27 protein-coding genes, 2 tRNA genes and 1 pseudogene are annotated in these 19,705 nt (G+C 56.6%); 7 read left to right on the forward strand and 23 right to left on the reverse strand.

Going from position 1 to position 19,705, the window contains the following annotated elements; all coding sequences use genetic code 11:
- The 3 genes from FHX16_RS10665 to FHX16_RS31535 all read left to right on the forward strand — a co-directional run.
- The coding region (locus tag FHX16_RS10665) for an IS5 family transposase (protein ID WP_259127768.1) at positions 1-439 on the forward strand (439 nt) is incomplete at its 5' end.
- 167 nt (positions 440-606) lie between these two features.
- The gene (locus FHX16_RS31530; RefSeq protein ID WP_405049277.1) at positions 607-732 is read left to right on the forward strand and encodes a hypothetical protein; all 126 of its coding nucleotides are present in this window, start codon (positions 607-609) and stop codon (positions 730-732) included.
- Positions 687-815 carry a glycoside hydrolase family protein gene (locus FHX16_RS31535; protein WP_405049273.1) on the forward strand — a complete coding sequence of 43 codons (129 nt, stop codon included), beginning with the start codon at positions 687-689 and terminating at the stop codon, positions 813-815. Before FHX16_RS31530 ends, FHX16_RS31535 begins: the two co-directional genes overlap by 46 nt.
- Positions 816-1,609: 794 nt before the next feature.
- On the opposite strand, the gene FHX16_RS10675 is transcribed toward FHX16_RS31535, so the two are convergent.
- From FHX16_RS10675 to gloA, 6 genes and pseudogenes are all read right to left on the reverse strand, one after another.
- Positions 1,610-1,685, reverse strand: a tRNA-Val gene (locus FHX16_RS10675).
- 493 nt (positions 1,686-2,178) lie between these two features.
- A complete protein-coding gene (locus tag FHX16_RS31540; RefSeq protein ID WP_405049274.1) occupies positions 2,179-2,631 on the reverse strand; it encodes a GIY-YIG nuclease family protein in 453 nt (150 codons plus the stop codon).
- Positions 2,632-2,875: 244 nt separating this feature from the next.
- A pseudogene (locus tag FHX16_RS10685) lies at positions 2,876-3,043 on the reverse strand (helix-turn-helix domain-containing protein); the annotation flags it as partial.
- A gap of 208 nt (positions 3,044-3,251) precedes the next feature.
- Positions 3,252-3,326: transfer RNA gene (locus tag FHX16_RS10690), tRNA-Glu, on the reverse strand.
- Positions 3,327-3,523: 197 nt separating this feature from the next.
- Positions 3,524-4,573, reverse strand: coding sequence for a D-Ala-D-Ala carboxypeptidase family metallohydrolase (locus tag FHX16_RS10695; protein WP_183862989.1), 1,050 nt, complete (start codon positions 4,571-4,573; stop codon positions 3,524-3,526).
- A 155-nt stretch (positions 4,574-4,728) separates the two neighbouring features.
- Positions 4,729-5,169, reverse strand: a complete 441-nt coding sequence (gene gloA, locus FHX16_RS10700) for a lactoylglutathione lyase (RefSeq protein ID WP_183862987.1) — start codon at positions 5,167-5,169, stop codon at positions 4,729-4,731.
- A 195-nt stretch (positions 5,170-5,364) separates the two neighbouring features.
- On the opposite strand from gloA, the gene FHX16_RS10705 reads away from it, so the two are divergent.
- Both FHX16_RS10705 and FHX16_RS10710 read left to right on the forward strand, forming a co-directional pair.
- Positions 5,365-5,943 carry a cold-shock protein gene (locus FHX16_RS10705; protein ID WP_183756217.1) on the forward strand — a complete coding sequence of 193 codons (579 nt, stop codon included), beginning with the start codon at positions 5,365-5,367 and terminating at the stop codon, positions 5,941-5,943.
- Positions 5,943-6,425, forward strand: coding sequence for a DUF192 domain-containing protein (locus FHX16_RS10710; protein ID WP_259127813.1), 483 nt, complete (start codon positions 5,943-5,945; stop codon positions 6,423-6,425). The genes FHX16_RS10705 and FHX16_RS10710 overlap by 1 nt, the downstream gene beginning before the upstream one ends.
- Positions 6,426-6,668: 243 nt before the next feature.
- On the opposite strand, the gene FHX16_RS10715 is transcribed toward FHX16_RS10710, so the two are convergent.
- Positions 6,669-7,265 (reverse strand): hypothetical protein, encoded by a 597-nt coding sequence (locus tag FHX16_RS10715; RefSeq protein WP_259127815.1) that lies wholly within the window; start codon positions 7,263-7,265, stop codon positions 6,669-6,671.
- The gene (locus FHX16_RS10720) at positions 7,258-8,193 is read right to left on the reverse strand and encodes a hypothetical protein (RefSeq protein WP_259127817.1); all 936 of its coding nucleotides are present in this window, start codon (positions 8,191-8,193) and stop codon (positions 7,258-7,260) included. Before FHX16_RS10720 ends, FHX16_RS10715 begins: the two co-directional genes overlap by 8 nt.
- 230 nt (positions 8,194-8,423) lie before the next feature.
- Here FHX16_RS10720 and FHX16_RS10725 point away from each other — a divergent pair, with 230 nt between their 5' ends.
- The gene (locus FHX16_RS10725) at positions 8,424-8,813 is read left to right on the forward strand and encodes a hypothetical protein (RefSeq protein WP_259127818.1); all 390 of its coding nucleotides are present in this window, start codon (positions 8,424-8,426) and stop codon (positions 8,811-8,813) included.
- A 284-nt stretch (positions 8,814-9,097) separates the two neighbouring features.
- Here the strand turns inward: FHX16_RS10725 and FHX16_RS10730 are convergent, their stop codons facing one another.
- From FHX16_RS10730 to FHX16_RS10740, 3 genes are read right to left on the reverse strand one after another with little or no spacing between them, the layout of a single operon-like run.
- Positions 9,098-9,226, reverse strand: coding sequence for a hypothetical protein (locus FHX16_RS10730; RefSeq protein ID WP_259127820.1), 129 nt, complete (start codon positions 9,224-9,226; stop codon positions 9,098-9,100).
- Complete coding sequence (locus FHX16_RS10735) at positions 9,223-9,579, reverse strand: hypothetical protein (protein WP_259127822.1); 357 nt, start codon at positions 9,577-9,579, stop codon at positions 9,223-9,225. The genes FHX16_RS10730 and FHX16_RS10735 overlap by 4 nt, the downstream gene beginning before the upstream one ends.
- A gap of 18 nt (positions 9,580-9,597) precedes the next feature.
- Entirely contained in the window at positions 9,598-9,870 is a 273-nt protein-coding gene (locus tag FHX16_RS10740; protein WP_259127824.1) for a hypothetical protein, read from the reverse strand.
- A 427-nt stretch (positions 9,871-10,297) separates the two neighbouring features.
- Here FHX16_RS10740 and FHX16_RS10745 point away from each other — a divergent pair, with 427 nt between their 5' ends.
- A complete protein-coding gene (locus FHX16_RS10745) occupies positions 10,298-10,654 on the forward strand; it encodes a hypothetical protein (RefSeq protein WP_259127826.1) in 357 nt (118 codons plus the stop codon).
- On the opposite strand, the gene FHX16_RS10750 is transcribed toward FHX16_RS10745, so the two are convergent.
- The 12 genes from FHX16_RS10750 to FHX16_RS10810 form a co-directional block, all read right to left on the reverse strand.
- Entirely contained in the window at positions 10,620-11,534 is a 915-nt protein-coding gene (locus FHX16_RS10750) for a hypothetical protein (RefSeq protein WP_259127830.1), read from the reverse strand. The genes FHX16_RS10745 and FHX16_RS10750 overlap by 35 nt on opposite strands.
- A 120-nt stretch (positions 11,535-11,654) precedes the next feature.
- Positions 11,655-11,999 carry a phage tail protein gene (locus FHX16_RS10755; protein WP_259127833.1) on the reverse strand — a complete coding sequence of 115 codons (345 nt, stop codon included), beginning with the start codon at positions 11,997-11,999 and terminating at the stop codon, positions 11,655-11,657.
- Positions 11,999-14,647 carry a phage tail tape measure protein gene (locus FHX16_RS10760; protein WP_259127846.1) on the reverse strand — a complete coding sequence of 883 codons (2,649 nt, stop codon included), beginning with the start codon at positions 14,645-14,647 and terminating at the stop codon, positions 11,999-12,001. The genes FHX16_RS10755 and FHX16_RS10760 overlap by 1 nt, the downstream gene beginning before the upstream one ends.
- A gap of 8 nt (positions 14,648-14,655) precedes the next feature.
- Positions 14,656-16,278: a terminase large subunit gene (locus FHX16_RS10765; protein WP_259127848.1), complete on the reverse strand. Its 1,623-nt coding sequence runs from the start codon at positions 16,276-16,278 to the stop codon at positions 14,656-14,658.
- Positions 16,278-16,676 carry a phage terminase small subunit P27 family gene (locus FHX16_RS10770; RefSeq protein ID WP_259127873.1) on the reverse strand — a complete coding sequence of 133 codons (399 nt, stop codon included), beginning with the start codon at positions 16,674-16,676 and terminating at the stop codon, positions 16,278-16,280. Before FHX16_RS10770 ends, FHX16_RS10765 begins: the two co-directional genes overlap by 1 nt.
- The gene (locus FHX16_RS10775) at positions 16,673-16,987 is read right to left on the reverse strand and encodes a phage head closure protein (protein ID WP_259127876.1); all 315 of its coding nucleotides are present in this window, start codon (positions 16,985-16,987) and stop codon (positions 16,673-16,675) included. Before FHX16_RS10775 ends, FHX16_RS10770 begins: the two co-directional genes overlap by 4 nt.
- Entirely contained in the window at positions 16,987-17,400 is a 414-nt protein-coding gene (locus FHX16_RS10780; protein ID WP_259127878.1) for a DUF3168 domain-containing protein, read from the reverse strand. The genes FHX16_RS10775 and FHX16_RS10780 overlap by 1 nt, the downstream gene beginning before the upstream one ends.
- Entirely contained in the window at positions 17,397-17,804 is a 408-nt protein-coding gene (locus FHX16_RS10785) for an HK97-gp10 family putative phage morphogenesis protein (RefSeq protein ID WP_259127881.1), read from the reverse strand. Before FHX16_RS10785 ends, FHX16_RS10780 begins: the two co-directional genes overlap by 4 nt.
- 10 nt (positions 17,805-17,814) lie before the next feature.
- Positions 17,815-18,117, reverse strand: a complete 303-nt coding sequence (locus FHX16_RS10790) for a head-tail connector protein (RefSeq protein ID WP_259127883.1) — start codon at positions 18,115-18,117, stop codon at positions 17,815-17,817.
- Positions 18,114-18,575, reverse strand: a complete 462-nt coding sequence (locus FHX16_RS10795) for a hypothetical protein (RefSeq protein WP_259127886.1) — start codon at positions 18,573-18,575, stop codon at positions 18,114-18,116. Before FHX16_RS10795 ends, FHX16_RS10790 begins: the two co-directional genes overlap by 4 nt.
- Positions 18,576-18,577: 2 nt before the next feature.
- The gene (locus FHX16_RS10800; protein WP_259127887.1) at positions 18,578-18,826 is read right to left on the reverse strand and encodes a hypothetical protein; all 249 of its coding nucleotides are present in this window, start codon (positions 18,824-18,826) and stop codon (positions 18,578-18,580) included.
- Between the two features lie 343 nt (positions 18,827-19,169).
- Positions 19,170-19,649, reverse strand: coding sequence for a hypothetical protein (locus FHX16_RS10810; RefSeq protein ID WP_259127892.1), 480 nt, complete (start codon positions 19,647-19,649; stop codon positions 19,170-19,172).
- Positions 19,650-19,705: the final 56 nt, after the last annotated feature.

The raw sequence follows: 19,705 nt of genomic DNA on the forward strand, positions 1-19,705 counted from the left end.
AGGGGATCGAGACGATGGTTGCATGGGACGTTCCCGCGGGGGGCTCACGAGCAAAATCCACGCGCTCGTCGATGCCGAAGGTCGGCCAGTCACGCGCCGTCTGACCGGCGGCCAAATTGCTGACTGCACTGAAGCCGATGCGCTGACAGACGACCTCGGCGAAGGTGATATCCTGCTTGCCGACAAGGGTTATGACACCAACGCAATCCGAGCCAAGGCGGCCGAGCGCAAGGCCTGGGCCAACATCCCGCCGAAGGCAACTCGCAAGGGCTCCTTCTCGTTCTCGCGCTGGGTTTACAGGCAACGGAACCTTGTCGAGCGTTTCTTCAACAAGATCAAACAGTTTCGAGGTATCGCTACTCGCTACGACAAGCGCCCGGAAAACTATCTCGCAGCTGTCAAACTCGTCGCGGCAAGGATCTGGTGTCAGAGTTTATGAGTCGACGGCCTAGTAGGGTGTGCCGGCATTAGGCGGCGCGAAGTGAGAAGCTCTGGACGACGGGGCAGGGCACAGGACAGCCGCAGGATGTCCTGCCGTGACGGACGGCATAAAGAAATCTCAGCGCCCAGCAGTCCCACGAAATCCTGGTGCGTGATCTGGCCGACGTGGAGAGCGACCTGAGCGCCGTGGTGAAGGTGCCGGTCAATCAGAACCAGTCCGATACTCTGGCTTCTATACTTGAACATTGGGCGGTGTTCATTCCCGCAACTCCACGCTGCTCACGAAGCTGAACGCGAAGGACCATGCGGGGGCGGCCGATCAGTTCCTCATTTGGAACAAGGGGAAAGATCAACTGGAAGAAGGTCGTCATTGACGGGCGGGCAATCCGCCGGAAGGGCGAAGGGGCGCAATTCCTCTCCAACCAGTCGCCGTCATCGAGCCGCGGCCCGCGCCTTTCGGCAACTGGCTTGCCGGCCTGCTCTTGGACGGCCGCCGAGGTCAGTGCCACCTCGCATCCGACGCGTTGTTATCTTGTCTTCGGGCGCTAGCGCGTCTTCCTCTACCCCCGATGCTCGCATCGATTTAGGAAAGCATTAATGCTCTTTGGCCATCGGTCGGCAGCGCAGCGCCGTGAATGCTCAAGCCAAAGCGGCTGCGTTTGATCCTCGCAATGATTTACGGCATCGCCTTTGGTTTCGCTATGTGGCCGGCTGGCACTTGATGCGCCCGGACTTTACGGACCTCGAGGTCGACACCCTCTTCATTGCGGCTGCCAGAAAAACATATTGGGCCGCCCGTTGGTCACAGTGCTTGTTCCGGCACCCCTACTTACCTCCGTCGCCTCGCTTCCGGAACGTCATTCGTCACGCAAGCTTTATGACGGCTGCAATAGGCGCAAGGCTTCCAGCAGATAGTGTAAATTGGTGTTTGTGGCTGCGGTGAACATGCGAATCCGTCTCTTGACGAGGTCTCGTGCCGGATGAGATTAGCTTCTGCCCTGAAGCTACGGAAGAAGTGCCCCAATCCAAATCGCCGCCTAAAGGTGAGGGAGCGCCGTTGGTTTCCCAATAGCAACAGGGCCGAGTTCAGGCTGAAGGTGTGGGGATTCGCGAAAGGCCACTACAGGACGGACATCTGTCAGGGCCTGTTTGATTTTTCGGAGAAAACTGGTGGGCGATGAGAGACTCGAACTCCCGACATCCTCGGTGTAAACGAGGCGCTCTACCAACTGAGCTAATCGCCCTCGCGTGATCGGTCCGGTTCGGTCCGCCGCGTCGGTGGCCGTGATCTATGCGGATCGCGGATAAACCGCAAGAGTGTTTGTGAATATTTTCAATTTTTTTTTCGGAGGACAATGCGAGGCTCAAACCATAACCCTGGGGCGACCTCATGCTGGTAGGGAAAATAGCTGTCGCACTCGTCGTTTCGCGTGTCGCCTCCAAGCACCGCGCAGTTCAACCTATCCTGACGTTACCTCTCGTCGTGTTGTTTTCCGAGTTACAGCACGGCTCATTTCAGGAGATCGAAAAAGGGAATGCGTTTTGACGGCAGGTCGAGGTCGTCTAGGCGAGGGCTATGTTGGGCGATAACGCCACGCTCAAGACAGGACTCCAGCTGGACGCAATTCCGATGCAGATCAGACCGCTTCCAACGGCTTCATCGCCGGAGTGGTTCATCAAAGGCTATGAAAAGGTGTTCAAGAAATACTGGTTCTGTTGCATAACTGGTTGCTGACCTCACGTTTCACTCCCTTGCTCCATCGCTAGTCCGACCGATCCTTGGAGTGATCCATAACTCGGAGCGGATCGGTCGGACGGGCTGTAAGGCTCCCCTTCTTCAGCGTAGGCCAGGCGGGGGCGTGCTGGCATTTCATCGCTGGTGGAGCAGGTGAACAGGCACCGCTGACCGATGAATCCGGACACGAAGTCCACGACCTCCGGCACAGACAGACGATGCCACTCTCCATGCTCCCATCTATCCGCGAAGGTCCGATGAAGTGCAGTTTCAACCTCAATCGCGGTCCTTCTGGCTTTGAAGCACCAGACCGCTCCATACTTCAGCGGTATCGCGCTGCTGATGCGGTGGGCGGCTAGCCTCTTGATCGGATTGTTCGAGTGGCCGATTTTCAGCCACCCGCAGTAAGGCTCGATCTCAATGGCGGCAGAAAGCGCATAGACGTAGTGAACCAATGCCTTATCCCATCAGAAACTCTGTGAGCTTGCGGCGTGAGCAAACCCATCGTCCGCCAACCTTTTTGCCTGGAATTTCCCCTTTCGAGAGAAGATGGAAAGTCTGACGTTCCGTCCTTCCGATTGTCTTTGCGATCTCGGAAACCTCCCAGATCAAGTCATCAGCAATAGTCGTTTCCATGTGTAACTCCTCGGCTTATTTCGTGTACGCGATTGAAGCTATAACCTGTACATGGTATAGGCGGCCCATCTTGCCTGGCGACACACTGCCGGTTGCCCGATAACGCTGCGACCACTTCACCACGGACGAGACAGCTATGTCGAACCGCTCCGCCACCACCCGGCAGCTCTGCCCATCCACAACCGCAGCAATGACTCGCTCACGAAGATCATTCGAATAGGGTCGCGTCATCGATACTGGCCTCCATTCCAGCATCCACGATGAATCACAAATCTACTGATTTGGGAATCCCGCAACGATTCCGACAAGAAATGATCTGCTCTAGTACCAAAAAAATTTGGAGCAATTCAGTTGCCCCCGGCGTGCCCCCGAAATTCGAATTATTTATCGAATTTTCGTGCCTTGCTGGCTAGACAATTGATTATAGGGAAAAAATAAATGGCACGCCCTAGGGGAGTCGAACCCCTCTTCCCAGAATGAAAATCTGGTGTCCTAACCGATAGACGAAGGGCGCTTCCTTCGTGGTGGCGCCCTTATAGTCAGGCACTTTGAATCCCGCAAGCGGCAATTTCGATTTTTTGCAAAATAATGACAGGATTTTTTTGCGGCAGCGAACTCGCGTTTATTGCAACCGAATCAAAACGCTATCGGTCGATGTTCGCAACCCATCGGGCATGCTCACGCTGCGTTATGAACGATGCAGGGCAAGCGCTAAAGGGCGCGCGCGATCGCCGCCGGCGCCGTTCTGCCGCCACAACCCCAGTTCCAGTCACGGCTCTTTCCGGTGTCAAGATGGATGGAATCGGTGTGGCAATAGGTGCCAACGCCGCCGCGATCAGGCAGCGAGCGAATATAGCTCGCGATGTCCCATTTCGACACTCCGTCCATCTGGATGTCGGCGGCGTCACAGGTCTTGTGCATGGATTCCTCGGCGCCGCCGACCATGCGGTTATGGTCCGGGTCGCGATACCCTGACGTGACGACCACCGGCCTGCCGAAATGCGTTTCGACAGCCTTGATGACATTCAACAGGTTCGGCTTGAAGCAGCCGACGTCAACCTTGTCGTTTTGAAGATGCAGACCGTTGGGCGCAATCCGTGTCATGCCGGGTAGCGAGGCCTTTTGCAGCAACCCGGAAAGACTGCCGAGCAGGTTTTGCCGCGGTGCGCTGTAAAGCGCATTCATCGTCTGGCCCGTTGCCAATGAGGCAGTCTGGACCGGCGTGATCTGCGTGCTTGTATTCTGTGAGGATTGCTGTGGCGGCAAGGGCGGCTGACCCTGCTGGGATTGCGGGGATTGATCGGGTGGGAGCTGGCTGCTGTAGACGCTGGAGCGGGTCGGGCTGACGCCGCCGGGTGCATAGGCATTGCCGGCGGCCGGCTGCAACTGCGTCGAGGTCGGATTGTTTTGTGGTGCCGGGTGTACCGAGAAAATGCTCATCGCCTGTGCATTAATGCCAGTCGACTGCATTGCCAGGCCGCCAATATTGGCAGGCGCCGAAGCGGTCGATCCGACCGCCACCGGCTGCGCATTCGCGGCTTGAGCCGGCTGGGGGCCCGACATGCCGGCCACCATGGGGTCGCGGTAGCCGGGCTTGGCAGGCGCCGCCGCCTGCTGCGCTACATCAGCCGGCTCGACGGGGGCGACCACCGCTGCGGCATCGGTACCCTTCTTGTCCGACATGCAGCCGGTCAGCATCAGTGCCGATGTGGCGATCAGAAGGGCAGGTCCAAAAGGGATCCGCTTTTCAATAGCGAGCACGCGAGCAGTCTCCAGGAGATGGCGAAGCTGCGCAAAAGTCGCGTCGTTTCGCCTCGAGTCGGCTGGAGAGTGCCTGCGCCACCAGGCTGCGGCAAGCGCGGCGCGGACACGTCGGTCCGAAATCGCAAAAGCCGCAAGCCTCGCAAAAGCCTCGGCTACCAGGCGCCGGTATTGCCCATCGAAGCCCAGGGTTCGGCGGATGGAAGGCTGCCGCCCTTCTGCAGAATCTCGATCGAGATTCCGTCGGGCGAACGCACGAAAGCCATGTGGCCGTCACGCGGCGGACGATTGATGGTGATACCGTTGTCCATAAGCTTCTGGCAGACGGCATAGATATCGTCGACCTCATAGGCGAGATGGCCGAAGTTGCGCCCGCCGGTATAGTCTTCGGTGTCCCAGTTGTAGGTCAATTCCAGGCATGGCGCGCCCTTGGCGCTGGCGTCGCTTTTGTCGCCGGGGGCCGCAAGGAAAACGAGCGTGAAACGGCCTTTCTCGTTCTCCGTGCGTCGGAGTTCCTCGAGGCCGAAGAGGGTCGTGTAAAAATGCAGGGAGGCATCCAGATCTTTCACGCGGACCATGGTGTGGAGATAACGCATTCTATTTCCTCTCTATTGCGGGGTGACGGAATCTTATGTGGCGGAACACCAGTTTCGGGCAAGACAGCGGGGTATGATTGGCAACTGGGAATAATCGAAAAGTAGGACTTGCGCTAATCCGTTACCAACATGTTAATCTTGATCTCAAGAATCAGTTAACCGTAACAGTGTGACGCGTATTGAGGGGCTGGCGACATGGCTGACAGGATTTCATCAAAGGAATTCACCGACCTCGAACAACTCGCGGGGGAAGCGGTCGACCTCATTGAAATCACCGGCGTCGTCAAGTGGTTCGACGTAGCCAAGGGCTTCGGTTTTATTGTCCCCGACAATGGCATGCAGGATGTCCTCCTTCATGTGACCTGCCTGCGTCGCGACGGCTTCCAGACAATTCTCGAAGGCACGCGGATCGTTGCGCTGATTCAGCGCCGCGAACGCGGCTACCAGGCATTCAAGATCCTTTCCATGGACCAGTCGACGGCCGTCCATCCCTCGATGCTGCCGCCGGTTCGCACGCATGTGCAGGTGACACCGACGAGCGGGCTGGAGCGCGCGCTGGTAAAGTGGTTCAACCGCACCAAGGGTTTCGGTTTTCTGACGCGGGGCGAGGGGACCGAGGATATTTTCGTGCACATGGAAACATTGCGCCGGTTCGGTCTCACCGAGTTGCGTCCGGGTCAGGTCGTACTCGTGCGTTACGGCGACGGCGACAAGGGGCTGATGGCTGCCGAGATTCATCCGGATGTGCCAAGCCCGGTGAGCCGCGCACACTGATGCCTGTGTCCCGCTCGCACTGGATAAGAAGCGCCCTTGCGGCGCTTTTTTTCATCGTCGCCCTGCCGGCCCTTTCGCAACAGCCGATGACGTTCGACAAGGAGCCGCTCATCATCCACACGGCATCTGGCAAGCGGCTGAATTTCATCGTCGAAATCGCCGACACGAACGAAGAGCGCCAGCGCGGGCTCATGTATCGCAAGGAAATGGCCGAAGACGCTGGAATGATTTTCGATTTCGGTGTGTCTCGACGGGTCCAGATGTGGATGGAAAACACCATCCTGCCCCTCGATATGCTGTTCGTTGATTCGACGGGTACGATTCGCAACATCAAGCAGAACGCCGTGCCGTACTCGCAGGAGATCATCGATTCGATGACGGAGGTGAAGTACGTGATCGAGCTTAATGCCGGCGTGACGGCAAAGCTCGGCATCAAGCCGGGTGACAAAGTGATGAGCGCGACGACCACCAAGAAGAAATAGCGCGCCACTCCAAAGCACCGCGAGATCGACCTATACGCAATCGATTCGGGGGCGTTGCGCAGCCGCGCCGATTGGCGGGGGGCAATGTGAATGGGTTGGCAATGCCGGTTAAGGCAGCCAGTCGTATCATGAATTGTCGAGAAAAGTGGTCGGAGTGGAGAGATTCGAAATCGCAAAATATAAACGAAATCAATGCACTAATGGAAATTTTGTAACATTGTGACGGTCGTGGTTTTGTGACGGCTACAAGGTTTTTTTGTCGCCATCATTCAGTTTTTCTTCGAACAGAAAGTTCACCCGGCCGACAATCCGAGCGAAGGTATAGCCACCTTCGAGTATCAAGAAAAAGAAAACGCTCCGGATGCCTAGCTGCACCCACCAGATGTAGTCCGATGCGCGGGCAGTAACTTTCAATAAGTAGGGTAGCACCTGTTTAGCGAACCAATCGCTCTGCGCTTCCGGCGCTATGACGATCATTGCAAATGCAAGTGCAGCCGACGCCGTCATTACGAAATAGGAAACGTTATGAAATAGCTCCTTTGACAGGTCATTGACACGAATTGCCCGATTCCTCTTCTCCAGTGACGCGCCTGACGAAACTCCTTCGTCTTTAGTGCTCGCTATGTAGAAAAGCACACTGAAGCCAAAGCCTAGGAGGATCGATGCGACTGTGTTGATGGAGTTGATGAAGTCAGTCAGGTTGTTTGTCAGCAAAAACGCGAGGGGCGGAGAGACCGCTAAGAAGATAGCGATCCTGGGCCATATTCGAACGCGGGCGCCCGTTCGATAATTATAGAACGTCGCGTTATTGTCGGAGATAATCGAGCGAATGCTAGCCATTCTCTGCGACTTTTATAACGTGGTCATTGAGCGTGTTAAGTATCTCGTTACAGGTTTCGGCATTTGAAGGATGCCCTTCGTCATCAACTTCGACATCGATTGTGACGCGGGTGGCGCGAAAGCCGTTTTCGAACATGTGGATGGTAGTGGTCTTCCCATTCATGTCGGCGAGCACGGTGCAATCAAGGATATCGTCGTCATTAACTGCAATGACGTCACTTTGGTTCATCAAGCCTGCAACAGCTTGCCTTACCGCGCTTTGCCCGTGCCCGAAAAACGGGATGATACCTGTCTTTACGCGCTCCACTAATGGATCGTTTTTGTCCGCGCGGGTGAAAGCAATCATCATCTTGCCGCCTAGCGTGCTGCGTCGTGAAATGGAACTGGGCTTGTTCGCGATATTAACGCGTATCTCACGAGGCTCGGCGTTCTTGTAGTAAGACGCGCCTAACCTGATAGAGAGCGATGCTATTTCCTTGCTTTGGGGCAGCATGTTGGAAATCGTCTTTCTCAGAAAATCGTAACCGCCGAACTGACCCAAATACTGAGCGCCGATGTAGATTTTCCCGGATTCCGACAGATAAAGGACAAAGTGAAAAGGTCGAAGGTTTACGCTCTGAGAGGAGATATGCCCCTTATGGGTGTTAAGGTAAGCGTGTCCCCAATAAGATACCTTAAACGTTCCTGTTATAGTCCGGGCGTCCATCTGTGTGAGATCTTCAAGGGGCGCTTCATCGCGAAAGCGCAACCTGTCAATATCCTCGTCATTGGTTAGGTCAAAAGGCTTTTGCGCCTTCATCCTTGCAAATAACGCAGCGAATTCAGGAAGAGTGAATGGCACTGCGATTGGCTCTTTTTTTTCATTCTTTCTCTGGCGAAGAAGGTAGTGAAAGCTCGCGCTGACTTCTTCATTCTTTTTAGCAACCATTCCTTGCGTCCCTAGGCAACGTGTAAGTGAGTTTTTTGATTCGCTCTGGTTGCAAGTGAACCACCAAATGAGCAGAGTGTTGAGGGGCAATAGGCGGAATGTCTCGATGCTAGTTGCGACAATGGGGATAACCGTTAATGTTCTTAATATGTTCCGTTTCTTTTCGGTCGTCAATGATGCCACTTTGAGCGCGATTATGCGGCTCAACCAAATGTGAGGAGTGCTTTTCATTGGACATCATGGGCGCGCTTGCTGTCGCCAGTCAGAGCATCAAGCTCGCCAAGGACCTCCGAGAGCTCGAACGAGAATTGGATTCTGCGGGCTATAAGGCGAAGATGGCTGAGCTTTACGGAAACTTGGCTGATATCAAAATCGCGCTGAGTGACGCGAAAGAAGCGCTGCACGAGAAAGACGGCGAGATCAAGAAGCTCACGGCCGAGATCATTGCGCTGAAATCGGGGGAGACATGCCCGCTATGTCAGTCTGGCAACTTGAAGGTAACTAGCATCAAGCCACATCCGATCTTCGGCGTCATGGGCCAGAAGGAACATACTCTAACCTGCCAGAACGGCGAGTGCGGTCATCGAGAAACGCGCTTAGTAATTCCTGCGGAACGGTGACTGCGATGGCAAGCTTGACGGGAACCTCCAAGGAGATGGAGGAACAAGCGCGTAAGCTCACTGACGCAGAACTAGGCGAACTGGCTTGGATGAACGACGGCCCACCAGCGTTGAAAGCTCGTGGAGAGATCGCACGGCGACAGGCCGATGCCGGTAAGGTCACTCTTCGCTGGGCAAGGATCGCAGGCTGGGCCGGAATCATTGCGGTTGTTCTCGCAGTCGTTGCTATAGTGGTAACTCTGCGGACGTCCAAATAGAAGAGCCCGCCGTTAGGCGGGCTTCTCTCATTTTGCCAGTTCCTTCAGAACCTTGGGAAAGCGCTTGGTAGCAAGATCGCCAATGGACTTATAGTCCACGGGTTCCTTTTGCGGCTTCGGCTTGTAGTCGGTCGGCTTCTTTTTGTCTGTCGTCAAAAATCATCCTCCTCATCGCCGGGGTTATGAACATGATGCTGTTCCGCTTCCCAATGCACAAGCCTCGCGCCATCGGCGATCAACAGCGCCTGTAGCGCTGCCTTGTCCTGGCTGAACTGATCAGGCTCTGACGGATCAAGGCGTTCGCTGATCGCGAGCGCTTCAACGATTAAGGCGTGAATGGCTTGAGCGCGCTCGTCGGTGGGCTGGGCGGCCAAGAGGCGTTCGCCCTGAAGCCGCACTAGCTCCTTGACGTCGCTGATGGTCTTGCCGACTTCCACGATCTGCGGGAGAACAAGGGCGGTTGCGGTGGTGCCGAGCGCGCGCCCGACGGTCTTTGGTTCTTCAAACATTCAGATTGATCCTTCTGGTTAGGCGATGGCGTAGGCCATCAGGTGATGAACACCCGCGACCTTCCGGCGAGTGTGCTGGATTGCGATATAGCAATCCGCCTGCGGGACTCGTGCCGGGAAGGGAAGCACCTTCGGCTCGATTGCTTCCGGCCAAATGTCGGCGATTTCGCCGAGTGCTATTTTGATTTCATCGGAGTCCGGCTCACCGTTGAATAGACTTTCGCGAGAAGCGGTCATGAGCTTGGAAACAAGCGCCTCGTAAACGTCGTCCGGGAGGTATGTGGTCTGCATGATCGAATGCCCTTGGTGGTTGGTTATGCACCACAGATGAGTCATTCGTGAATCGGCGTCAAGCCTAAAATTAGATCTAAGTATCTGGTTTTATTCAATAAAAAGTAAGTCATCAGTGACTTATCGACCTGTGCTTTTCCACGACAACCATTGCCGGAGTAAACTTGTCGGTATGTTGAAACAGATGGCGTGAGCATGACGGCGGTAGGCACAGCAATTCTAATCACGGCGATCGCAACGGTCCTGAGGGCGCTGCCGCCAATCCTCCGAGAACTGAGGCTATGGCGAGAATCCGCACACAAGCTTTCTAAGAAGCGACCAGAGAGGTGAGCCGGAAATAGACCAAATAGGTGTGACGTGCATTATTGTGAGTATTGTATTCCACGTTGCACCGGTTATCATCGCCCCATCAACTTGGGGGTGAATAATGCTGAAATCTCTTACAATTGCTTTTGCTGCGTTCTGTGCGCTTTCTACTGCTGCCAACGCTTCCTGTTTTGGAAGTGGCACTTTCCGCACATGCAGCGATTCAAATGGCAATACCTACAATATTCAGCGATATGGTAACTCTACAAACATGCAGGGATATAACGCGCAAACGGGGTCTAGCTGGTCGCAGAACTCCCAGACTTACGGCAACTCGACTTACACGCAGGGCAGGGCTGCTGATGGTGGAAGCTGGAACATGAATCAGCAGCGGATCGGCAACACTACCTTCTATTCGGGCACCGATTCCGACGGCAATTCCTTCAGCGGATCGTGCGGCGCTTATGGCTGCAACTAGCACGGCGCTCCACCCAATCCTCATTCGTCAACCGATTGAGATCGGCGTTGATAAACATCCGCCGATCTAAGAGAGCAGCGGTTAACCGGGCGTCTTTTTTCAAATAGACGTTCCAACCACCAGCATCGTAAAGGCTGGTGAGCTTGACTTGCCGCGCCGCTGCTCTGCCCTTCATCATGCCACCGGCTGCGGCTAGAGCCGCCTTCAGGTCTTCGGCTCTAGCCGGGTCAGCAATGACAACGCCGTGGATATGAAGCTTCTGGTGGCCGTCCTCTTTGAGCTTCGAAAGCTCGAAGACAAAAGCGTAGGGTGTCTGGGAAAGACCGGCGCTCTTTAGCTCCCGGTTAATGTAGTGGCTAAACCGCCGGACAGGGTCTTTCGCGATCACAGCGGCCTTATGGGCTTTCAAAGATAGGTTCAGGGTGAACGCGAAGCCGTCGCGCTTTTCAGCTACATGCGCGGCGTGAGTGAACTTCTGCCCTATAGACGCATGCTTCCATGCCGGTGCGGTGCTCTGATCGATAGCAGCGGCGAGACGTTCAGATAGGGGCTTGGGGGTATGTGAAGGGGAGGTAATAGGGGGTGTGTTGGTTACTACTGCACAACGGTTCTCTGAAGAAACGGGAAGGCCCTGCGCCGCAAGGGGAACCAGGCTTTCTGCCGGATCGGCATTTGTCGCAATTTTTCCTTTTGCGGGGTCCTCGTTGTCGTCATCAAGACCAAGGGCTTCAAGCTCTGCAAGGATGCTCAATTCAGCGCCGGTTAGCTCGCGCGGGTTGGCCGCTTCGCGGTGATAACGCGATGGCCGGCTGTTGAGGAAATCTTCAAGTTGCTGAGATTTTTCATGCTCTTGCGCATGAATATTGCTATAATGAAGCACAGATAATCACCTTTAGCAGCGGTAGATTGTTGATACCAAAGCCCACCGTCTTGCGAACGGTGGGCTTTTCATTTCTCTAAACAATATAGCAATTTGGACGCGGCGCTTTGGCGAGAGTGGCTAGCTGTGCCGGAAGCTCTGGATGAATTCGGCGCTAATCCGGCGCACCCCATCAACAACGTTGTCGTCGTAGGTTTCACACGTCCACTTAACCGGCATGTCTTCACGTGGCGGGGTGTAGTGAAATGTCTCGTCGCCGCCACGTTCGTTCAGGAAACCGGTGATCTCGTCCGCCTGCTCGTCGGTCAGCACATCCCAATTGAGCGTCAGCTTGCGCCTGCGATGATTGATGCCTTGGCGGGCAATGCCCGTATAGCCATCGCCAAATTCGGCTTTCAGGAGTTTAAATTCGACTTTCCGGCCTGTAGAGGGTGACGGATCGATAGGAGGATAGAAGGTCAGCATTAGCGCCCCCTGCCTCTGCTCAGCATATTTCCAGGCTTCATTTGTCGATTCAACTCATCGATCACCACCGCGCGCAGCGATGCATTGACTTCCTTCGATACCTGCTTGGCAAGGTCGGCATTCTGGGCAGGTGTTCCGCCACTGGCGTTCACTGTGACCGGTGCCGTGATGTTGACCGCTTGCGTGAATGTCGGCGCGTTTTGGTTTGCTGCCGTGATCGGAGTCACTTTCGGCCCGACATAGCCGCCGCTGGCAAAACCTTTCAGCGCACCGGTATGCAACGCCTCTAGGTTCCCAACGCCAATCTTGCGGGTCGCGGCTGCACTCATGACATACTCGCCACGATGCACGACACCAGCCGGTTCATACTTGCCGCCCCTGCCGGTATAACCGCCATCGGCAAAACCAAAGATCGATCCGAAGATACCACTGCCGCCGCCGAACAAACCGGCAAGCGGTCCCTTACCAAGCAAGGCAGCCTGTAGGGTCGCATCCACGAGCGAGTTAAGCAGGTTTTGAAGCGCGCCGTTCAGGGATTGGGTGCCGGTCAGAAGGCCGGAAAGCGAGGACGTGAAGGACTCCGCGAAATACTGCTGAGCGTTCTTCAGGCCCTGCGACGAGGCCGAAACCTTCTTGTTCTCGGTATCGAGCTGGGCGGTCAGGCTGATCTTTTCCCGGATCTTAGAAAGTTCCTGATCGCTAAGCGTGATGCCGTTGCGCTTCGCCTCCTGTTGCGCCTGATAGACGGCAAGCTCAATACGCTGCTGGCTTGCCGACATGCTGGAAATCGACTGTTCGAACCGGGCAAGGTCCAAGCCTTCCTGAACGGTGCGGTTAAGGCCCTTGCGGGCTTCGTCTTGCTGCTTGGCGAGATCGATGGCCTTCTGCTGGCCGGGCGTAGGATCGAGCTTGGTTTTAGCGGTGGGCGTGTTCGCGAAGGTGTCGCGAATGGTGGAATCATCCACACGCCGCAAGCCGGTCCATTCTTGGCGAAGGCTATCGGGATCATTGCCGCGACGACGGAGAAGGGCGCGCGCCAACTCGTCTTGCGTCGTCTGATCGAAGAGGCGGTCGCCGGTCAGGCCAAGTTCTTTGATAAGGCTATCGAGGGTCGCGCCGGTAATCTGGTAACGGCCAAGCGCCGAAGAGCCCTTGCCGTCACCATACAGGGCGCGATTGTCAGAATTGGCGATCATCTGCCGCTGAAGGGCGCGAACCTGATCAAGCGTCATCGCCGTGAGGTTCTGAGCGCCACCGGTCCAGCGGCCATTATCGAGGGTGGCGTTGTAGTCGCCTCCGCTTTCAACGCTGGCAACGAGATCCAAGATATTATCATGGTTGCCGAACCGCGAGGCGGTCTTGGCGCGGTTAGCGATGTCTGTGGCGTTCATTATTTCGCCCATCGTCCGAGCGTTCTGAACGGCGCGCTGATAGGCAGCATCAATGCCGCTCGTCGTGGCGAGTGTATCAAGCTCAGCCTTCAGGCCCGGAATGAAGCTCTTCAGTTCAGCCAGGGCGGTCTTGAAGTTCGCGGCGGCGTTGGTATTCGCGGTCAGGTTCCTCGTGAATGACTGCGTGGCGTTGGAAAGCTCGCTGAGCGCCGCCTTCAATTCATCGCTGCCGCCGCCAATGTCGGCAATCTGCTCGTCAACAGCCTTCAGCGCGGCTTCCAACTGGCGAAGCTCGCCTGCCTTCAGCACGTCGAAGGGATTGGCTTGGAGGTCGGAAATCTGGGCTGCGATCTTGGCGCGCTGATCCAGAAGGCGTTTCATCTGCGCTTCCGGGTCCGTCGCCGCTTCCCGGTCGCGTGCAATGAGCTTGTCGCCCTTCAGGGTCGATAGGGTATCGATGATCTGCCCGGCATAGCCCACGCTATTGATTGCGGCCTTCTTGGCATAGACACTGACGTTACGCCAAAGGGTTTCAAATTCCGCATCGATCTTCTTGGCCGCTTCTATCTGCTCTTCGCTGAAGGTCGCCGCCTCGCTGCGAAGCTTCTGAATTTGGGCGACTGAAAGACCGAGAACCTTGGCCAGCTGTTCCGCGCCGGTGCCGCCGAAGACTTCGTCAAGGATGCGGGTTTGTGCCGCTGCGTCCAACTTCTGAAGCTTGCCGATAATCTCATCTAGGAACCGATTGGGGTCTTTGAGACGTTCCGCAACGTCGGCAGCGGTGTAGCCAAGGCGCTGAAAGGCTTCTTCGGCGCTGCCCTTGCCAGTGCGGGCGAACTCGTCGCCTCTAATATTTAGCTCCTTTAAGGCATCGGTTACGCCGTCAATTTCCATTCCAGTAGCTTTGGCAACGTAGGTCCATTGCTGCCAAACCTTCGAAGACACGCCAGCCTTTCGCGCTTCGCGATCCACTTCGGCAACGGAGTCGGCAATTTCCTTAACGGCGGTCGCCGCGCCTGCAACGCCAGCGGCGACAATACCACCGGCAAGGAAGGGCTTGAAAAGACCTTCCAGTTTTTCGGAGATCGAGGCGGATGCGCCCGCGAAAGACTTCTCGAGATTGGTGGCCGACTGCTTTGCCCGGTTCTCAATCTTCTTGAAATTGTCGTTTGTGGCGCGGGTGGCGCGTTCAAAGTCCCGTTCGTATTTGGTGACGCGAGCCTCAAGCGAGACTAGCAGGCGTTGGGTATCGTCCATAACGGCTCCTATGCGGTTCTCATAAGGGCGTCGAATTCGTCGGCGTCCCATTCGAGGAATGATTTGCGGTTTTCGTTAGCGGCAGCGCGCGCGACGGCCATTGCGGCTGCAACGGCGCCGTCTATGCGGTCGGTCTTCTTGCCCTTGTGCATTCGGACAAGCCCGGTGTCGTTTCGGCTGGCGACGACGCTATCAAAGTGATGGCGAAGAACCGGGTGGCCGCTGTGACGGATCATGCGACCGTTCACGACGCGCTCAAGGGTGCCGATAGCCGGTCCCATGGTAAGCGGGCCTTGGCGCATTTCGACCGTAGGGATACCGTCATCAAAGAGGCGTTGCATTGTCAGGCGAGCAAGATGCGGATCGAAGGCGACTTCCTGCACGTTGTCATTGTCGGCGCAAATCTCGCGAATGCGCGTTTCCACGACTTCCGGTTCGATCACCGGGCCATCGATGACAGTAATAAGCCCTTCGTCGCGCCATTGCTGGTATGGAACGCCATCACGCTCTGAACGGCCCTTGAGATCGTCGCCGGGGACGAAAAACCAAGGGTGCACAAATATGCGCCCGTCGTCATGTCTCCATGCGGAGACAACGGCGGTGAGGTCGCCATTGACGGACATATCTACACCAATGAAGCAAGGAAGTCCGGCGAGGTCGGCGAGATCGATAGGTGTTCGACCTTCATCGTAGACGGCCATGTCGAAGAGCGGGTCGCGCGACTGAGCTTGCCAGATATTGAGGTTGAATTGCCGGAAGGCTTCGCGGTCGGAAGGTCGGTGTTCCGCCTCCGTCGCGGCAGTGCGCATCTTGTCGAGGTTGGGGAAGCCGTGCGCCAAGCCGGGATTGACGCGGTGCCATTCGGCCTCGTCGCGCCAATCCGCCGAAGGATCGGCTTCGAAGATGATAGGCAGATAGGCCGGATTGTGAATCTCGCCGGTCGCAACGCGGCGCGCATACTCATACTCGGAATATCCTAGGTTCTCGGAACCACGTCCCGCCGTGGTGGCGATCACCATGAGGTTGCCGCTGGTCTTCACCATGCCCGACTTGAGAGCTTCCCAGAGATCGCGGCCTTTCCAAACATGGATTTCATCGACAAGCACGAATGAAGGCGTCTTGCCGTGCTGAGCAGCGCCATCGCTGGAAATGGCCTGAAGTTCGACGTTCTGGGCTTTGAAAACGATCTTCTTGGGGCTGTTATGTGCGTTATAGATATGGGTTGCAGCTACAAGACGCTTGTCCATAAGGACGATGTTCGCCGCCTCCTTGAAGCCGAGACCGGCTTGCTCACGGTCGGATGCCGCAAAGATCACCTGTCCAGCCGGAACCTTCTCCGGTCCGATTGTGTGAAGCAGTGCGAGCGCAGCGGCGAGGCTGGTTTTGCGGTTGCCGCGCGGGATCATCCAGAAAACAGTTTCGACAATGCGCCTGCCGTCCGGGTGCCGGGGTCCGTAGATGCGCCGGACAATCCGTTCTTGCCAATCATAAAGCTGAAAGAAGTGGCCTAGTGCCGTGCTGTTCGGATGCTTGAGCAAGCGGAGAAACTTCACAGCACGCTCGCCGTAGCCGAACGGATCGTCAATTGGACTACCGTCGAAGATCCAAGCCGGATAGGTGCTTTTTGCCATCAGTGCACCTTCAACGGATTGTCGCTGTCATCGTCGGCCGCTTCCATCATGGCAGCGCGGCCTCGCGCGGCGGGCGTAAGGCCAAGCTCGCCAGCGGCGCGAAGCTGTTGCTGCTGCGCTTGCGTGAGAATGGTGCTGATCGGATTTCGTTTGCCGCCGATAAGTAGGCCGGTAGCCTGAAGCTCACGGTGAGCTTGGCGCATCGTGGCAACGGAGATGACATAGTTTTCAAGCGCCGCTTTATCAGCTTCAGTCAGAACTTTGCGCTCATTGACTAGGATCGAGGCAACGTGCCGCCATTCCGCCTTTGCCTCTTTCGAGAGATAGGCCGGTGCTTTCGGAACGCTGGAAACGGGATTGCTTGCCGGTGTGATGGCAGGCTTTACGCCGCGTGTCATGACGTTGCGACCGCCCTAAGCTCTAGGCCGCGCCGCCTGCCGATCTCGGTGATTTCCTTGAGGTCATAAGACGCGCCGTTGTAGGCCACACGGTCGGCGGTGCTGATGCCGGGAAGGTAGCGAACACGGAAGATGATTGTGCCGTCTTGAGCTTCGCCGAAGCCAGTCAGGAATTCACTAGCCGATTGATGAACGATTTCGGCCCGAACGGTGGCAATATTCGTCCAGGCGGACGATACCGCGCCGGAAGCACTTACGGTTTCGGCGAGGCGTTCAACGGAGATCGTGCGATCAAGCTTCCCGGCGCGCATTACACAATCCACCGGATTAGGGCTTCGACAGACAGCACGCCATGGCCGTATTTCGGGTCAGGGTCACGTGGGTAAGCCGTGCGTGTGACGCGGAAATGATCGCAGTAACCGCCATCGATCGACATGGATTTGTCGAGCGCATTCGATACCGCGAAGGCGATTTCCTTGGCTGCATCCTCGCCAGCGTCGAGCGTCCAGACATGGAGATCCATGTAAACCCACGCGGCGCGCTGGGCCGTATAGTCTTGGCCGTGCAACTCGGTCGTGCCATCGGTCATGATGATGCACGGCGCCTTGTCGGGGCGGGTGCCACCGGCGCGAATATGGGTGTCGGGCACAAGCGCGATCACGTCCGGCGACGCTGTAAGGGCGGCGCGGATGGCGGTTCGGAGTGCTATCGTTGGCTCAATCATTGATCTTTCCATGCATCTCGAAGCGCCCTCATGACGGTGCGCCGGTTGCGATTGTCGAAACGTTTGCGGAGAAGGCGAAGGGCAGCCCAGAAGAACGGCTGGGCTTCGCCCTTGGAGGTGCCGTATTCGACAAGATGCGCATAGCGAACGTCGCTGTTGCCAGCGGTGACGATCACCTCAGTCTCACCCGCGACACGCGCGCCGCCCGGTTGTGAGTAAGGCGGCGTTGACTGACCGGGGAGCGTAACGGTGATGCTTTCAATAAGCGCGCCGGTGTCTTTGGAGGTTTCGGCTAGCGCCTTTTGCGCTGCCGCAAGCTCTTCACCGGATTTCTTCAGGACCGGCAACAATGCTTCGCGCGGCGCGCGGCGTGCGCGCTCCATCGCGGCTAGCGTTTTCGCCAATCCGTTGTCTTCACTCGCCATCGCCGAACCACTTTTCACGGTAGGAATCGGCTACGCTGATCACGCCATAGGGCGCGATCTGCATTGAAATGCCGAGCGCAATGGCTTCCCGCTGCTCATAATAGAAGCCTACGAGCTTCAAAACGGCCAATTTCAAATCTGCCGGGACGGTTTCGAAGGCGGAAAACGGCTTGCCGATGTAGTTGCCAAGCCAGCCTTCAGCGGCGTCGATATAGAGCTGAATAAGCTCGTCATCGCCGGAATTGTCGATATTAAGGTGCTGTTTCGCCAGCGATAGCGCGACGGTGCTCATGCGTTTTCGGCCTTGTCTGAAAAATTTAAATTCGGGATCTCTTGTGCGGTGCTCCCCGCGCCGGTCCCCTTTGAAGGGGCAAAGTCGGAAGACACCCCCGGGGTGTTGCTATTGGCGGCGCGCGTCCAGCGGTCCGCCTTTGCTCCCATCGCAACAGCGCGCTCGATGCCATAGGATGCTACGCGGCTGAACATCGATCCGTATGAGATACCGACGATGTTTGCCCATTGGTTGAGAGTGCGCTCGACGCCACCAACTTCAAAAAGCTTGCCTCTTGGCGGTCGGCGGCGGGTCGGTTTGTTCTTTAGTGGGGTGTCCAGCACTGCGACACCGATCATACGGCTATGCTCGTCCGCACGCTTCCGAGCAGAGTATGCAAGTGCGCGCTTCAGCAGCGCTGCGCTTTCGGCAGCAAACTCTTCCTTGTCGATCTGGCGGGCGCGTTCGGAGGGCGTCATACTTAGAACACCACCACGTCAATCGGCATGTCTTCGTCGGGCATGAGGTAGACAAAGCTGCTCAAGATGCCTTCAGGCAGGGGAAACGGCTTCCGGTCAAACTCAGCAGTGAGGAAATAAGCGTCGGTATCGACTGCGGGTGCTTCCGGCCCGTAGTAGACGCGAAGGCCAGATTGATTAGACTTCGACTGAATGAACTGCGTTGCGAAAACCTGCGTCCAAACGCCCGGTTGAAGGGTGATCTTCTCCATCAGGTATTCCTTTCCAAGCGCTGCTTGATAGAGTTGTGGCAGGGCGCGCAAAGCGGTTGCCAGTTGGCGCGGTGCCAAAAGAGGATTGGGTCGCATTTGTGCCGGATGACGTGATCAACGACGGTGGCGGGCTTGCCGCATCCGGGCATGGCGCAATATGGATGAGCTAACAGGTATTCGGCGCGTGCTTTCCGCCACTCGTGGTTATAGCCGCGCGCACGGGCTGAAGGGCGGCGCCGATCGTGGCGGGCCTTACGTTCACGGTCTTGCTGGCGTTGGCACTGGCAACGTTCGCTAGCCGGGACAATCTGACCGCAAGAGCAGAGGCGGGGAGGTCTAGCCATTATCGCCGCCTTGCTAGCTGGCGAAGGCGCGCAATGCCTTCCTTGACGGCTTCAGGTGCGACTTCGGTTCTAGGGTCGGTCTTTTCGCTATCGCCGTCGTCGCTGCCATGAATGGCTTTGAGCTTGGCGACGTGAGCACTGTAGGCGCGTGAGATTTCGGTTGGTGTAGCATTCCAGGCGGTGTCTGGCGTCCAGCCAAGCCAGCCGGTCGCATACTCGTAGAGATCGGCATAAAGCTCGCTAAACGGCTGCGGAGCGCTATTGGCGGCAATACTGGTGGATTTGCGAGGCTGCGGGATGAAGCCAGCGCAAACGCTGATTAAAGCGGGAATGACTTCCGTAGCGACGGCCTTCAAGGGCGCGCAATCGACGTGTGCAAGAAATTCTCTTGCTATCCGGTCATCGATGGCAGTCGCGAGGATGATTTCGCGAACGGTGCCGGTATGAAACTCGAAAATACGGCGCTCAAGATTTGGCAAGCCGTCATGCGATCTTTCCAATTGGGTTGCGGCTCGCAACGAGGGGCGCAATCGCA

It is taken from the genome of Rhizobium sp. BK661 (assembly GCF_024808825.1).
GTDB lineage: Bacteria > Pseudomonadota > Alphaproteobacteria > Rhizobiales > Rhizobiaceae > Rhizobium.